Origin of the sequence: Enterococcus moraviensis ATCC BAA-383 (assembly GCF_000407445.1) — a bacterium.
GTDB classification, from domain to species: domain Bacteria; phylum Bacillota; class Bacilli; order Lactobacillales; family Enterococcaceae; genus Enterococcus_L; species Enterococcus_L moraviensis.
In genome coordinates, this window is the sequence record NZ_ASWB01000002.1 from 221,698 (window position 1) to 236,754 (window position 15,057).

The window sequence follows — 15,057 nt, forward strand, 5'->3', positions numbered from 1 at the left end:
AAGACCTATGTATCTAGCTTTCTTATAATTATGTTTTTATAATTTTTTTATTATTAAAAATAAATACAGTTTAAATGTGTGGATATTGTATAATTTAGGAGATAAAAAACAAATAGAGGTGAAGGAATGCAAGAGAAAATGTATAAGCCAATTCAAGTATTCGTATTAAGTATCATGTTTATTGGTATTTTGATTAGCTCTATGGTGTTAGTTGAAATGAAATCTGAAGCAAAAGAACTAAATGATGTGATTCAAAATGTGAAAGTCACCAATGAAAAAGGAGAAGATCAACCCTCATTTCAATCATGGGATATCATCCAAGTTCATATGGATTGGAGTATTCCAAACGGAAGTGCTCAAAAAGGGGATACGACATTGATCGAATTGCCTGATGAACTAGATTTAGTGAATAGTTTGACCTTTGATGTATTGGACGAAAGTGGAGCAGTTGTGGCTACTGCAGTTGCAGATAAAGAGTCAAAAACAGTGTTGCTGACGTATACGGATTATGTTGAAACACATTCAAATGTTAAAGGGACATTGCAGTTTTTCACTCGATTTGATACACAAGTCATTAATGAATATGGCGAAATCAAGTTGGTATTTCCAATCAATAAAACAACCGAAGTATCTACAGAAGTCGAAGTTGAAAAAGCCACAGATGATCCAAATGAAGTAATCAATAAATGGTCATGGTTCTCATCTGACTCTCGTACGCTTTATTGGGAAGTACGAGTAAATGCTAGCGGGCAAGAGTTTCCTAATGCTGTGGTCACAGACACTTTTCAAACGGATAACTACACGTTAGTTCCCGGCTCGATCAAGGTGACTTCAGCAGAATTCCCAGATGGAGACAAAGGCATTTTTGATAATCCAATCAATAAAGTCGATATTACGAATCAAGTAGCCATTAACTATTTACCAAATGGTTTTACGGTCGATTTCGGGGATATGCCAAAAGGGATCGGCTATCTTATTTCTTATGACACGACGATCGATCATCAACCAAAAGACCAAGAAGTATTTTCAAATATTGCTACATTAGAAAGCAATCAGATCACAATCGATTCAAAAGAAGCGAAAACACAATACTCTGATGGGAATGGTTCTGGAACAGGGGATATATTCTCTATTCAGATAATGAAAACATCAGAAGAGGGTACTGAATTAGCTGGCGCAGAATTCGATGTGTACAGAGATTCAACAAACGAGCGAATTGGGCAAATTATCACAAATGATCAAGGATTAGGTGAAATAAATAATTTGCTACAAGAAAGCTACACTTTAATAGAAACCAAAGCACCAACGGGATATGTTTTAGATGCTACTCCGATAAAAATAACAACCAATGAGTTTCAAAATAAAATTGCATTTAGGCAAGTTACCAATAAAGCTGAACAGACACTGGGCTCGATCCGATTGCTTAAACTGGATCAAGAATCAAAAGAAACATTAGCAGACGTTGTATTTGAACTTCAAGATGATTTAGGGAATGTTCTTCAAACTGGACTCACAACAGATGAAGATGGCCAACTATTCATCCAAGGTTTGGCACCAAGAAAGTATCAATTTGTTGAAACTAAAGCATTACCAGGCTATCTATTAAATGCAAAACCAATTCCATTTGAAATCAGACAAACTCAAACGGAACCATTAGAATTAATTGTTGAAAATCAAAAAGAAAAGACACCACAACCATTACAGGACAGTAGTAATGAACAACCGATAAAGAAAAAAGAGGACAGCCAGACTAAAAGTAAAATGCTCCCTAAGGCTGGAGAAAAATCTATGCATAACCTGATCGTGTTTGGAAGTTTGTGTCTAGTAACAGGTGTGATGATCATTCTAGCAAGAAAGAAAAGAATTTAAATGATTTTAATAACCTAAAAGAATAAAACTGGTCTGAAGTCAATGAGACTTTTTAGGCCGGTTTTATTCTTTTATCAGGAAAATTTTAATAATAAGGAATTCAATTAGACTGATTGTGGCAGATAAAGTATAATAGATAAAAGGAATCAAAGTAAGTAAGGGGATTAGTGAAGTGCAAGGGATTTTTATAACGATCGAAGGACCAGATGGTGCAGGAAAGACAAGCGTATTAAATGAGTTATATCCAAGATTAGATCTAGCAGCAGAAAGAAGTATCATTAAAACAAGAGAACCTGGCGGCATTCCTATTGCTGAGAAAATTCGTCAAATCATTTTAGATCCAAGAAATCAGGAGATGGATGAGCGAACAGAGGCTCTCCTTTATGCGGCAGCTAGACGTCAGCATTTGATGGAGAAGGTTTTGCCTGCATTAGAAGAAGGTAAAATCGTTTTATGTGATCGTTTTGTAGACAGTTCATTAGCCTACCAAGGTGCTGGCCGCCGTATTGGCGTTGAAGCGATTGCGACAATCAATGAATTTGCGATCGAAGGAACAGTACCTGATTTTACAATTTACCTAGACGTAGACTCTGATACTGGATTGAACCGCATCAAAAATAATCGTCAAGAACAAATCGATCGTTTAGATTCAGAAGGTCTTGAGTTCCATCAAAGAGTTCGTCATGAATATTTAAAATTAGTAGAAGAAAATCCAGAAAGAATCACGAAAATCGATGCGAGAATGAGTTTGGAAAATGTTGTAGAAGCAACGTATCAAGCCATTGTAAATCGTTATCCAGAATATTTTAGAAACTAGGAAGGTGACCGAATATGAAAATTATTTTAGCGATTGTCCAAGATAAAGATAGTAACCGTTTAGCCAATGAATTTATTGATGCCAATATCCGTGCAACAAAACTTTCATCAACTGGTGGATTTTTAAAAGCTGGCAATAGCACATTTATCGTTGGTATTGATGATGAGCGTGTGGAAGAAGCGTTAGAATTAATCAAAAAAACGTGTCAATCTCGTAAACAATATGTGTCAACTCCTGTAACACTAGATATTACGATGGATGGACAAGTGCCTTATCCTGTCGAGGTTGAGGTGGGCGGCGCAACTGTGTTTGTTCTTCCTGTAGAAGGATTCCACCAATATTAAGATGGATGAAGCGCGCGTTTTAAAAGAACAGCAACCGTTGCTTTACCAGCAACTTCAAAAAAGTTTTGAGCATGGTCGTCTTGCCCATGCTTATCTTTTTGAAGGCGATACAGGAACTGGTAAAAAGGAATTTGGTTTATGGATGGCAAAACATGTTTTTTGTTCGAACCTGATAGAGAATAATCCTTGTAATCAGTGCAACAATTGTTTACGGATCAATGACAATGAGCATCCAGATGTCTTGCGTGTCGTGCCAGATGGTCAGACAATAAAAGTTGACCAAATCAGAGGACTAAAAGCAGAATTCAGCAAAAGTGGTGTTGAAACTGCTCAAAAAGTTTTTCTGATTGAGCAAGCAGATAAAATGAGTATAGGTGCTGCAAATAGTTTATTAAAATTTTTAGAAGAACCTGAAGGAAAAGTTTTGGCTATTTTAGAAACGACATCGTTGGCAAAGATTTTACCAACCATTCAATCACGTTGCCAAGTTCTTCATTTTCAGCCTTTAGTTAAGGCGAAATTGGTCAATGCTTTGGTAGAATCAGGAATCAACAAAAATACTGCCAGCCTTTTAGCAGAACTGACAAATAGTTTTGACAAAGCAGTTGAAATCTCTCAAGATGAATGGTTTAATGAAGCTAGGGAAATTACTCAACAATGGTTCGATTATATGATAAAAGATGATTTGCAGGCTTTTGTCTATGTTCAAAAAAAGATGGTAAAAGTCTTTAAAGAAAAGGATCAACAAGCGTTGAGTTTTGATTTATTACTTGCTTATTACCGTAAACAACTCACAGAAAGCGTTGCGAAAGAACAGCTCAAACGTGTGGTAGAACGACAAGCACAGCGAGTTGAATTGATTTTACAAGCACGTCAAAAGTGGGAAGCCAATGTCGGTTGGCAGAGTGTTTGCGAGCAATTAGTAATACGAATGATTCACCCTAAAACATAAATAGGAGGATGAAAATGGTAGAAGTAGTAGGAGTTCGCTTCCGTGAAGCAGGTCATATCTATTATTTTGCTCCTGGAAAATCAGAGTATTTTTACAATGATAAAGTACTTGTGGAATCACAGCAATCTAAACAGCTTGCCACAGTTGCGATACCGAAAAAATCTATTGATCCAGAAGATTTACCTGAGGATTTAAAACCCATTTTAAATAAAGCATCAGAGACTGATTTAGAGAAAGAACAAAAAAACGTAGATGATGCCCAAGCTGCATTAAGTGTGGCCAAAGAAAAAATCCGAGCACATGAGTTAGAAATGAAATTGATTCGTGTTGAATATACATTTGATCGCAGCAAAATGGTCTTTTATTTTACTGCAGATGGTCGAATTGACTTTCGTGAACTTGTTAAAGATTTAGCGGCGATTTTTCGTACAAGGATTGAATTACGCCAAATCGGAGTTCGAGATGAAGCAAAAATTTTAGGCGGAATCGGACCGTGTGGTAGACAATTATGTTGTTCGACATTCTTAGGTGACTTTATGCCTGTTTCAATCAAAATGGCAAAAGATCAAGGGTTATCTTTAAATCCAGTAAAAATTTCTGGCTTATGTGGACGCTTGATGTGTTGCTTAAAATACGAAAATGATGAATACGAAGCAGCGAAAAAAGAACTACCTGATTATGGTAAAGACGTGATCACACCAGATGGTAAAGGCCGTGTGGTTGGCTTGAATTTATTGAGTCGCATCATCAAAGTCCGTTTAGTTGGACGCGAAACAGCCGTAGAATATGATTATGAAGAAATAAAAGAAGCAACAGAAAAAGCTCAAGCCGAAAAAGGTGATCACAATGGATAAACGTTCTTTATACGATGGTCTGAGTTCATTAGAGACGGATCTACAAGGAACTTTGGGACAATTGTCAGAGATTAAAGAAGCTCTTCATGAGTTAGTGGAAAAAAACACCACTCTTGAAATCGAAAATCAACGCTTACGTGAACATTTACAAGAATTGACTAAATTAGCCAGTGATTCAAATGATCCAGCGAAGCAAGAGTTATCTAAATCTCGTATGAATTTAGAAAAACTTTATGAAGAAGGATTTCATGTCTGTAACATTTTGTATGGCTCACGTCGTGAAAATGATGAAGAATGTGCATTTTGTTTAGATGTCATTTATGGTGAACGATACAAATAATACTATGTAATTCAAATTTAGAGGCTGTGACATAATTTGTCTCAGCCTTTTTACATTAACCTAAACCTATGTGTTGAAAAGGAGCAGTTATGCAAAAACAAAAAAGTTTCGATTCATCCAATATTGGACAACTCTACTTGGTTCCAACACCAATCGGAAACTTGGAAGATATGAGCTTTCGCTGTATTAATAGTTTAAAGGAAGCAACGATCATCGCGAGTGAGGATACCCGGAATACTCAAAAATTACTGAATCATTTTGAAATCACGACGCCGCAAATTAGCTTTCATGAGCATAATTATAAAGAGCGTATTCCGCAATTTATTGCTCGTTTAGAAGCGGGTGAAATGATTGCACAAGTTAGTGATGCTGGGATGCCGTCAATCAGTGATCCTGGTCATGAGTTAGTTGAAGCGTGTATTGAAGCGGGGATTAAGGTTGTTGCCCTACCAGGCCCAACAGCTGGAATCACTGCACTGATCGCATCAGGATTAGTTCCACAACCATTCACTTTTTATGGGTTTTTACCTCGAAAGAAAAAAGAACAAGTTGAGACGTTGGAACAGCTGAAAACCGCAATTCCAACTCAGATTTTTTATGAGTCGCCACATCGAATTGCAACAACAGTAAAGCATTTTTCGGAAGTCTTCGGGGAAGAACGAAAAGCTGTGGTTTGTCGGGAATTAACGAAGTTACATGAAGAGTATTTACGAGGAACATTGGCTGAGCTTCGAGATTATTTAGCTGAACACACGTTAAAAGGTGAGTGCTGTCTTTTAGTTGAAGGGGCTGATGAATCGGAGTTAAAAGATAATACAGAGTTGGAACTTTCGATTAAGGAGCATATCGATGTGTTGATGAATACAGGAAGTTCCTCTAAAGAAGCCATCAAAGAAGTAGCAAAACTACGTGGATTGAAGAAACAGGATGTATACAAAGAGTATCATGTAGATTAAAGTGAGAATGAGGCCGAGATAAAAGCGTTTAGCTCCTTATTTACGAAGGAGCTGCTTTTTCCTCGCCGTTTATTCTCGCTTTTTTTGTGTGAAATTGGTAGTGCAAATAAAGCCAATAATTCAGTCGAAACCGCTTCATTGGTATAGATGTTATTTTTTATAACGCGAATTGTCAGAAAAATCAAATTATTTTTCGCGATTGAGAGATTTTTACTAGGAGAATTAAAAAAACGATGCTAAAATAACCGACAAAGCTAAAGTGAAGGTTGGCTTAACTTGGGAATTGGAGGGATTTTATGGAAACAGGAAATATCGCATTTATTCTGATTTGTTCTGCAATGGTTTTTTTAATGACTCCGGCACTGGCATTTTTTTACGGTGGATTGGAACGAAGGAAAAATATTCTCAACACAATGATGATGGTGATTTGTGTAATGGGGCTTGCATCAGTTCTTTGGGTCATTATTGGTTATTCAATGTCGTTTAGCGGTGAAAATTTATTCGTTGGAAACTTTGATAAGCTGTTTTTTGAACATGTCTCAATGACAGACGGAGAGAAAATTCCAGAAGGACTATTTGCAGGTTTTCAAATGATGTTCGCCTTGATTACAACGGCGATCATTACAGGTGCTGTTGTTGGACGAATGCGTTTTTCAGCAATCTTTTTATTTATTGGTATCTGGTCGATCGTTGTTTATTATCCAATGGCTCACATGGTTTGGGGTGGGGGCTTTTTAGATAAAATAGGATCGATCGATTTTGCTGGTGGAAATGTTGTCCATATTAGCTCAGGGATTTCGGGTCTGGTATTGGCAGTTGTTTTAGGTCAACGTCGAGAATATCGCCAAACGGAGTATCGTCCACATAATATTCCTTTTGTCGTTTTGGGTGCTGGCTTACTTTGGTTCGGATGGTTCGGATTTAACGCAGGTTCAGCATTGGCAGCAGATGGTTTGGCAATCCATGCTATGCTGACGACTAATACAGCAGCGGCCAGCGGGATGCTTTCTTGGATGTTAATTGAAAAATTAGCAATCGGTAAGCCGACGGTTGTAGGTGCTTGTACAGGAGCTGTGGTTGGTTTAGTAGCCATTACTCCGGGAGCAGGATTCGTTTCTCTTTGGAGTTCATTTGTTCTGGGCGCTTTAGTTAGCCCATTTTGTTATTACTTTATTTCGTTTGTTAAACATAAATTTGGCTATGATGATGCATTAGATGCGTTTGGTTGTCATGGTGTTGGCGGGATTTTTGGTGGAATCATGACTGGGGTTTTTGCCGATCCAGCGGTAGGGGGAAAAACTGGTTTACTTTATGGTGGTACGGAATTGTTTATAGCGCAAGTTGAGAGTATTGCTTTTACGATTCTATTTGCTGGTATGGCTAGTTTTCTTATTATTAAAGGGATTCAATTGTTTATGCCGATTCGTGTTTCGGCAAAAGAAGAAGCGTTGGGATTAGATCGCATCGAGCATGATGAAACAGCCTATCCAACATTTATGGGATTAGATTCTTAGGAGGAAGATAAATGAAAAAAGTAGAAGCAATTATTCAGCAAGAAAAATTAGAAGAGCTGAAAGTAGAAATGGCTGATAGTTTTGAAATGCTAGGAATGACCGTAAGCCAAGTGCTGGGATTTGGAAATCAAAAGGGTCTAAAAGAATATGTACGTGGACAGGAAGTGATCACTACATTATTACCAAAAGTCAAAGTCAGCTGTGTTGTATTAGATGAAAAAGTAGAAGAAATTATCTCTTTGATTCTCGCTATTTGCCAGACAGGCGAAGTAGGTGATGGTAAAATTTTTGTTTATGATATAGAAGAAGCAATTCGAATTAGAACAGGTGAAAGAGGAGCAAATGCAATTTAAAAAGAGAAAAAGAAGAAATCCAGCAGATTTTTAACCGCGGGATTTCTTCTTTTTCTATAAATTAAGTTTACTCAATAGAAACTACAAAAAACAAATTTAGTTGTGAAAGAACAAGCGTTCGTGTATAATGTAAGTAAAATAAGGTGTCTTTAAAGGAGAAAAAATGATCGTTGAGGATATTTTGTATGGCTCATTTGAAGTAGAAGAAGTTCTAGCAGTATTGATTTCATCACAAGAAGTCCAACGTTTAAAAGATGTTCATATGGCTGGACCAGCATTTTTGATCAATCCATCTTGGAATGAAACGAGATATGAACATTCTATTGGTGTTATGTTGCTAGTCAAGAAACTAGGAGGGACAGTAGAGGAACAAATTGCAGGTTTACTACATGATGTGTCACACACGGCATTTTCACATGTGATCGATTTGGTCCTATCGAATAAAGCGGATGACTATCATGAGCAAATCAAAAAAGAGTTTATCGAACAATCAACAATTCCTGAGTTATTAGAGCAATATGGTTTTGATTATCAGCAAATTTTATTTGATGACGAACAATGGAGATTATTGGAGCAAAAAGCGCCATTATTATGTTGTGATCGGATTGATTATACATTGCGAGAAGTTCATCGCTACTTTTCCGTTCCATTACAAGAGATTCATGATTTTTTGAAAGCCATCAAAATCATGAACGATCAAATTGTGTTAGAATCAGTTGCTTGGGCGGTTTGGTTTGTAGATCAGTATCAAAAAGTAGTGCTTGATTTTTTTTATGATCCTCGAAATATCTGTAGCTATGAATGGATGGCAAAAGCAATCCAACTTGGACTGTCAAATGGGGAAATCACTATGACGGATTTGTTATTGACAGATGCACCATTTCTTCAAAAGCTGCGTTCAACTCGTTCAACTGAAATCAATTTTTTGTTGGCTAAAATACAGAATCCACCCAAATATAGTGTCTGTTCCAGTGAGGATGAGTATGATATAGAGCAAAAGAAAAAAATAAGATTTGTAGATCCACTAGTACGCTTATCTGACGAGATCGTTTCTGTTTCAGCCATTTCAAAATCCGCTCAACTGAAGATTGACAGAGTGCTTGAGGAGAGCCAAAAAGGAATTTATATCAAGTATGATTGAAGAATGAGCTATAGACGATATCTAGTTGGAAGGAGGGGGTGAGTATGATCAGTGAGTTGCGTTTTCCCTTAAAGAAAGATACTTCCCGAAAAATTATTCATATTGATATGGATGCTTTCTTTGCTTCGGTCGAAGAACGAGACCATCCTGAGCTGGTGGGACATCCATTAGTAATTGCCCGCCATCCTAGTGATACTGGAGGGAAAGGTGTAGTCACCACTGCAAACTATGAAGCGCGTAAATTTGGTATCCATTCTGCAATGAGTGCTCAAAAAGCGTATGAATTATGTCCCGATGCCATTTTCAAGCCAGGGAATTACGAAAAATATTCGGAAATTTCTCAACAGATCAGGGAAATATTTCGTCGTTACACTGACATCATTGAACCTGTTTCGATCGATGAAGCTTATTTGGATGTAACCACAAATAAAATCAATAGTAAATCGGCAATCAAGATTGCCAAATTGATTCAATATGATGTTTGGAATGAATTGCATTTAACTTGTTCTGCAGGTGTAAGTTATAATAAATTTTTAGCTAAATTGGCTTCTGACTTTGAAAAACCTAAAGGTATGACAGTAGTAATGCCAGCAGAAGCTGAAGATTTTTTGAAGGCTTTGCCAATTGAAAAATTTCATGGAGTAGGCAAAAAGACTGTGCCTAAAATGCATGACTTAGGTATCTTTACTGGGGCAGACTTGTATAACAAGGACGAAATGGAATTGATTCGTAATTTTGGTAAAATGGGGTACTCACTTTATCGAAAGGTTCGTGGAATCCACGATTCTCCTGTAAATATTACAAGAGACCGTAAATCAGTAGGGAAAGAGCATACATATGGTACGCCATTAACGACTCAAGCACAAGTAACAGCCCAGTTAAGGCAGTTAGCTGAGCGTGTAGAAGACTCGTTAGAACGAGTTCAAAAGCATGGAAAAACGGTCGTGTTAAAAGTTCGTTATGCAGATTATACAACAGTTACAAAACGTCAAACACTTCCAGAATATATTTCAAAAAAAGAAGAATTATATTATCAAGCAAATTTGATTTGGGAAGAAATACTTGGTCTTGAACAAGGCATTCGATTATTAGGAATCACTTTGACGAATCTTGATCCAATGGCCTATGAGAACATGGTTTTACCTTTGTGGGAAAAACAGCCAATACAAGAAAAAGAATAAACAACATTTTAAATTTTAGTGATAATTTAGTATCTATGCTACTATCTATGTATTATTCATAATCACGAAAGGAAAGTGACAATGAGCAAAACAATCATGTGGTTTCGCAAAGATCTTCGCTTAGATGATAATACAGCTTTTGATAAGATGCTGGAAGATAGTCAAGATACGGATGAACTTATCTGCCTTTTTCAATTAAATCCAGTGCAATTTTTAGAAGATAGTTATAATCATAATGCTTTTTTTTACAGTCTAGCTACATTTTGTGAACATGGAAAAGCGAACGGTGTTCCGATTCATTTTTTGTATGGAGAGGTCGAAGAAAACTTCACTGAACTGAAAAAGGTTTATGAGGACTGGGATGCTATCTATTTTAATGCGGATGAACGTGGCTTTGGTAGAGAACGAGATCAAAAAATGATGGCGTTTTTTGTGAATAACAAGATTCAAGTCCACGCTTATCAAGATAGTCATATACATGGTGTACAAGACATTAAAAAGCCCACAGGAGAAAGTTATAAGGTCTTTACTCCTTACTTTAAAAAATGGGTGACAATGCCTAAAAGAGCCTATAAAAAATCGATTAAACACAATCGGACTTTAAGAAAATATGAGCACCCACTGTTTAGCGAAGGAGAACGTCACTTTAAACAACTAATTAAAAAAATTGATTTACCTTTTGATTATGAATGTGGAGAAGTGGTAGCTGAAAATCACTTAAAGGATTTTATAGAAAATCATTTACATGATTATCAAAAAGGGCGAGATTATCCTTTTTTTGATCAAACTAGTAAACTTTCAAGTTTTTTAAGAAACGGGGAATTATCGATTCGTAAAGTTTGGCATGCGCTTAATGCAGAACCTGATTCTAATGGCCGTCAAACGTTTATTTCTGAATTATGTTGGCGGGATTTTTATAATATGATTTATTTTGAAAATCCTAAACAAAAAACACAAGAAATCAAAGAGCAGTATCGTCAGTTGCATTGGAACTATAATCAAAATATGTTTGAATTATGGAAGAACGGCGAGACAGGTTTCCCTATTGTAGATGCTGGAATGAGACAGCTTAATCAAACCGGGTGGATGCATAATCGCTTGAGAATGATTGTGGCTTCATTTCTGACGAAAGACTTAATGATTGATTGGCGTTTGGGTGAAGAATACTTTCAGCAAAAACTAATTGATTATGATTCAGCAAGTAATATTGGCGGCTGGCAATGGGCAGCCTCTACAGGCACAGATGCTGTTCCATATTTCAGAATCTTTAATCCTACGACACAGGGAGAAAGATTTGATCACAACGGTGATTTCATTCGACGGTTCATTCCAGAATTGAAGGATGTGCCAAATGAATACATTCATGAGCCAAGTAAAATGCCAGCAAAACTTCAAAAATCTATTGGCATTGAGATTGGAAAGGATTATCCTAATCAAATTGTTGATCACAAGAAAGTCCGCTCTGAGATACTTGAATTTTTTAAAGTAACGATTACTTAATAAAAATAGATCCGGATACAGCAATAATAAAGTGCTGAGTCCGGATCTATTTTATTGGGTATCAACGTTTGATTAGTATATCGAACAAGAAAGTTAAATCAACTTTCCTTTTTTTATTTGTTCATACGAAGTTTCAGCATCATGACATTTGTCCCAGATCACTGCTTGACCACAAGCCAATGATTTTTTGACATCAAGAATTCTTTGATTACTGCTGCCTCTGAATTGAAGATTCAAGTTTCTTTTTGATAATTCAAAACGTCCATCCACTAAGATATCGATTTTATTTAACAGTTCCAGTTTATCGTCAGATTCTAATAATAATTCCTCAAATGTATAACCTGACCATGACCAGATATCTTTTTTTGTACCAAACTCCTGATGAACGCGATCCACAACAGTCAAGCATACTTCAGTATTTAAAAAGGGTTCTCCACCTAATAAGGTAAGCCCTTGAACATAATCATGAGACAAATCCTCGATTATTTTATCTTCTAATTCTTTTGTAAATGGTTTGCCGTAGCGGAAATTTTGAACAGCCTGATTAAAACACCCTTCACAGGCAAATAAACAGCCACTGACATAAAGACTATTTCGTACGCCTTCACCATCCACAAAGTTAAATGCTTTATAGTCACCAACATAATTTTGGCTAAGATTTTCAGACAGCCATTCTTGTGGTTTAGGATTTCTCATTTTTAGTCATCCTTTCAAATAAAACCGATACCCGCATGGTGCTGCACGGAGCATCGGTTTTAATGCTATTCAATTGATCATGCTTCCTTTTCTGTAAAAACGAATCTAGTCTAATTAAACAGGTTGCTATTTCATATGTTTCACTCGAGATGAGATTTCTTTATGACGTCCGTGAACCATTGGTCGAGCCTGTGGATTACCAAGATATCCACACGTTCTTTTGACTACATCACATGATTTTGGATCATGGTTGCCACATTGTGGACATTCAAATCCGCGTTCTGTAGGGTTGAAATCTCCTTCAAATCCGCACTCATAACAGTGGTCGATTGGTGTATTCGTACCTAGGTAACCAACGCGATCATAAGCATAGTCCCAAACTGACTCTAACGCTTTGGGATTTTGTTGTAAGACTGGATATTCACAATAATGGATGAAACCACCAGAACAATATTGTGGATAATCTTTCTCAAAATCTAGTTTCTCAAATGGTGTAGGATTTTTACGTACATCATAGTGGAAACTGTTTGTATAATATTCTTTATCTGTAATATTTTCCACTACACCAAATTTTTCAGTATCCAAACGACAGAAGCGATCAGTTAAACTTTCACTTGGTGTTGAGTAAACACTAAAGTGATAGCCGTATTCATTGCCCCAGTCATCAGCGTGTGCTTTTAAATCTTTTAAAATAGCGATCGTAAATTCTTTTGCTTTAGGGTCCGTTTCCCAGTTTCCACCGTAAAAGGCTGAAGCCACTTCGTATAACCCAATATAACCTAGTGAAACAGTCGCACGTTTGTTTTTGAATAATTCATTGACAGATTCTTTTCTAGATAACCGTTTCCCAAAAGCACCATACATATAAAGAATTGGCGCATTTGCAGGCGTTGCTTCTTTACAACGTTCAACACGATAGACTAATGCATCTTTCATTGTCTCAAGGCGCTCAGCTAAAAGTATCCAGAATTTGTCCACATCACCATGGGCTTCCATAGCGATTCTAGGAAGGTTTAAGGTAACAACGCCTAAATTCATGCGGCCTACATTGATTTCTTCACCATGTTCATTTTTCCAACCTTGTAAGAATGAACGACAGCCCATTGGAACTTTGAAGCTACCAGTCAAATCGACCAGTTTATCATAATTTAAAACATCAGGATACATCCGTTTTGTTGCACATTCTAGGGCAAGTTGTTTTACATCGTAGTTTGGATCAGTTTCATTTAAATTAACACCGCGTTTTAACGTAAAGATCAATTTAGGGAAGATTGCTGTCCGATGTTCACTACCTAAGCCATTGATTCGAATTTGTAAGATAGCTTTTTGAATTTCACGTTCAAACCAATTTAAGCCTAAACCAAATCCTAAAGACGTGAACGGTGTTTGACCATTTGAGGTGAACAATGTATTGATTTCATATTCTAAGCTTTGCATTGCATCATAAATATCTTTTTTTGTTTTGCTTTTAGCATAAGCTTCTTGGCGATCAGATCCGTCGATCCATTCTCTAGCATCAGCTAGATGTTTTTGATAGTTTAATTCAGCAAATGGTGCTAGTAATTCATCCACACGATCGGCTGAACAACCTCCGTATTGACTAGAGGCTACGTTCGCTATAATTTGTGAGATTTGGGCAGTGGCTGTTTGAATTGATTTCGGCGCTTCAACTTCAGCATTCCCAATTTTAAAGCCATTATTTAACATGCCTTTAAAGTCGATCAAACAGCAGTTTGTCATCGGTGTGTATGGATGATAATCTAAATCATGATAATGGATGTCTCCTTTTTGATGTGCATTGGCAACATGTGGAGGCAACATTTTAAGTCCAATCGACTTACCAACGATCCCAGCAGTCAAATCACGTTGTGTATTGAATACGTCACTATCTTTGTTTGCATTTTCATTGACAACCGATTGGTCTTTATTGATTAATTTACTAATGGTAAAGTTGATATCAGTAGCTTTACTACGTTCAAAATCACGGCGAGTACGGTAATTTATATATTCTTCGGCCAACTCATATTCATTTTTTGCTAACAAAATATGCTCGACGATATTTTGGATTTCATAGATTTTTACATTTTCGGCGAAACGATCTAAAATTTCTTGATCGATTCTTTCAACGATTTCTTGAATTCGTTCATGGGCAAGTGGGTCCAAAGTTCCACGGATTTTTTGTTCAGCTTTGATCAAAGCGTCATAAATTTTTCGATCATCAAAATCAACTAGCCGTCCATCTCTTTTTACGATTTTAATCGTTTGTAAGGCTGTATCAGTAGAACTCACTTCATTATCAACTTGTTTAATCTCTATCATTTTCTACCCATCTCCTCATAGATTTTATCCTTACTTATCATAAATCAATTTCAGCAATCTTTCAACTATATATAGTGTGAAATTTAATTTTTTATCCTTTGAATCAACTATATGTAGTGTTTATGAGAAATGAAAAAAGGGTGAAAACAACTAGCTAAAAGATTTGTGGAAATTGTCACAACATTCTTTGTTAGAAAAATAAATGATTGATAAAAATTTTT

General features: G+C 36.5%; 14 protein-coding genes. 12 read left to right on the forward strand and 2 right to left on the reverse strand.

Annotation, left to right across the window (positions count from 1 at the left end; translation table 11 throughout):
• The first annotated feature begins 126 nt into the window (after positions 1–126).
• The 12 genes from I586_RS07055 to I586_RS07110 all read left to right on the forward strand — a co-directional run bounded on the left by I586_RS07055 (position 127) and on the right by I586_RS07110 (position 11,821).
• Complete coding sequence (locus tag I586_RS07055; RefSeq protein WP_010765839.1) at positions 127–1,869, forward strand: SpaA isopeptide-forming pilin-related protein; 1,743 nt, start codon at positions 127–129, stop codon at positions 1,867–1,869.
• Positions 1,870–2,041: 172 nt separating this feature from the next.
• On the forward strand, positions 2,042–2,686 hold the full coding sequence (tmk, locus tag I586_RS07060) for a dTMP kinase (protein ID WP_010765838.1): 645 nt from the start codon (positions 2,042–2,044) through the stop codon (positions 2,684–2,686).
• 14 nt (positions 2,687–2,700) lie between these two features.
• On the forward strand, positions 2,701–3,030 hold the full coding sequence (locus tag I586_RS07065) for a cyclic-di-AMP receptor (protein ID WP_010765837.1): 330 nt from the start codon (positions 2,701–2,703) through the stop codon (positions 3,028–3,030).
• 1 nt (position 3,031) lies between these two features.
• Complete coding sequence (holB, locus tag I586_RS07070) at positions 3,032–3,982, forward strand: DNA polymerase III subunit delta' (RefSeq protein ID WP_010765836.1); 951 nt, start codon at positions 3,032–3,034, stop codon at positions 3,980–3,982.
• A gap of 14 nt (positions 3,983–3,996) precedes the next feature.
• Positions 3,997–4,836, forward strand: a complete 840-nt coding sequence (locus I586_RS07075; protein WP_010765835.1) for a PSP1 domain-containing protein — start codon at positions 3,997–3,999, stop codon at positions 4,834–4,836.
• A complete protein-coding gene (locus I586_RS07080; protein WP_010760523.1) occupies positions 4,829–5,176 on the forward strand; it encodes a DNA replication initiation control protein YabA in 348 nt (115 codons plus the stop codon). Before I586_RS07075 ends, I586_RS07080 begins: the two co-directional genes overlap by 8 nt.
• Positions 5,177–5,265: 89 nt before the next feature.
• On the forward strand, positions 5,266–6,132 hold the full coding sequence (gene rsmI / locus I586_RS07085; RefSeq protein ID WP_010765834.1) for a 16S rRNA (cytidine(1402)-2'-O)-methyltransferase: 867 nt from the start codon (positions 5,266–5,268) through the stop codon (positions 6,130–6,132).
• A 296-nt stretch (positions 6,133–6,428) separates the two neighbouring features.
• Positions 6,429–7,646 (forward strand): ammonium transporter, encoded by a 1,218-nt coding sequence (locus I586_RS07090; RefSeq protein WP_010765833.1) that lies wholly within the window; start codon positions 6,429–6,431, stop codon positions 7,644–7,646.
• An 11-nt stretch (positions 7,647–7,657) separates the two neighbouring features.
• Positions 7,658–7,999, forward strand: coding sequence for a P-II family nitrogen regulator (locus I586_RS07095; RefSeq protein ID WP_010765832.1), 342 nt, complete (start codon positions 7,658–7,660; stop codon positions 7,997–7,999).
• Between the two features lie 163 nt (positions 8,000–8,162).
• Positions 8,163–9,140: an HD domain-containing protein gene (locus tag I586_RS07100; protein WP_010765831.1), complete on the forward strand. Its 978-nt coding sequence runs from the start codon at positions 8,163–8,165 to the stop codon at positions 9,138–9,140.
• Between the two features lie 44 nt (positions 9,141–9,184).
• Positions 9,185–10,321: a DNA polymerase IV gene (dinB, locus tag I586_RS07105; protein WP_010765830.1), complete on the forward strand. Its 1,137-nt coding sequence runs from the start codon at positions 9,185–9,187 to the stop codon at positions 10,319–10,321.
• Between the two features lie 81 nt (positions 10,322–10,402).
• The gene (locus I586_RS07110; RefSeq protein WP_010765829.1) at positions 10,403–11,821 is read left to right on the forward strand and encodes a cryptochrome/photolyase family protein; all 1,419 of its coding nucleotides are present in this window, start codon (positions 10,403–10,405) and stop codon (positions 11,819–11,821) included.
• Between the two features lie 93 nt (positions 11,822–11,914).
• Here the strand turns inward: I586_RS07110 and nrdG are convergent, their stop codons facing one another.
• Positions 11,915–12,517 (reverse strand): anaerobic ribonucleoside-triphosphate reductase activating protein, encoded by a 603-nt coding sequence (gene nrdG / locus I586_RS07115; protein WP_010765828.1) that lies wholly within the window; start codon positions 12,515–12,517, stop codon positions 11,915–11,917.
• Between the two features lie 126 nt (positions 12,518–12,643).
• Positions 12,644–14,836, reverse strand: coding sequence for an anaerobic ribonucleoside-triphosphate reductase (gene nrdD, locus I586_RS07120; RefSeq protein WP_010765827.1), 2,193 nt, complete (start codon positions 14,834–14,836; stop codon positions 12,644–12,646).
• Between the last annotated feature and the right edge of the window lie 221 nt (positions 14,837–15,057).

Excerpts from the sequence above, each read along its gene's own strand:
- I586_RS07065 (WP_010765837.1), top strand. The coding sequence starts at position 2,701 with ATGAAAATTATTTTAGCGATTGTCCAAGATAAAGATAGTAACCGTTTA.
- dinB (WP_010765830.1), top strand. The coding sequence starts at position 9,185 with ATGATCAGTGAGTTGCGTTTTCCCTTAAAGAAAGATACTTCCCGAAAA.
- I586_RS07095 (WP_010765832.1), top strand. The coding sequence starts at position 7,658 with ATGAAAAAAGTAGAAGCAATTATTCAGCAAGAAAAATTAGAAGAGCTG.
- I586_RS07080 (WP_010760523.1), top strand. The coding sequence starts at position 4,829 with ATGGATAAACGTTCTTTATACGATGGTCTGAGTTCATTAGAGACGGAT.
- holB (WP_010765836.1), top strand. The coding sequence starts at position 3,032 with ATGGATGAAGCGCGCGTTTTAAAAGAACAGCAACCGTTGCTTTACCAG.
- I586_RS07090 (WP_010765833.1), top strand. The coding sequence starts at position 6,429 with ATGGAAACAGGAAATATCGCATTTATTCTGATTTGTTCTGCAATGGTT.
- nrdD (WP_010765827.1), bottom strand. The coding sequence starts at position 14,836 with ATGATAGAGATTAAACAAGTTGATAATGAAGTGAGTTCTACTGATACA.
- nrdG (WP_010765828.1), bottom strand. The coding sequence starts at position 12,517 with ATGAGAAATCCTAAACCACAAGAATGGCTGTCTGAAAATCTTAGCCAA.
- I586_RS07075 (WP_010765835.1), top strand. The coding sequence starts at position 3,997 with ATGGTAGAAGTAGTAGGAGTTCGCTTCCGTGAAGCAGGTCATATCTAT.
- I586_RS07110 (WP_010765829.1), top strand. The coding sequence starts at position 10,403 with ATGAGCAAAACAATCATGTGGTTTCGCAAAGATCTTCGCTTAGATGAT.
- rsmI (WP_010765834.1), top strand. The coding sequence starts at position 5,266 with ATGCAAAAACAAAAAAGTTTCGATTCATCCAATATTGGACAACTCTAC.
- I586_RS07100 (WP_010765831.1), top strand. The coding sequence starts at position 8,163 with ATGATCGTTGAGGATATTTTGTATGGCTCATTTGAAGTAGAAGAAGTT.
- I586_RS07055 (WP_010765839.1), top strand. The coding sequence starts at position 127 with ATGCAAGAGAAAATGTATAAGCCAATTCAAGTATTCGTATTAAGTATC.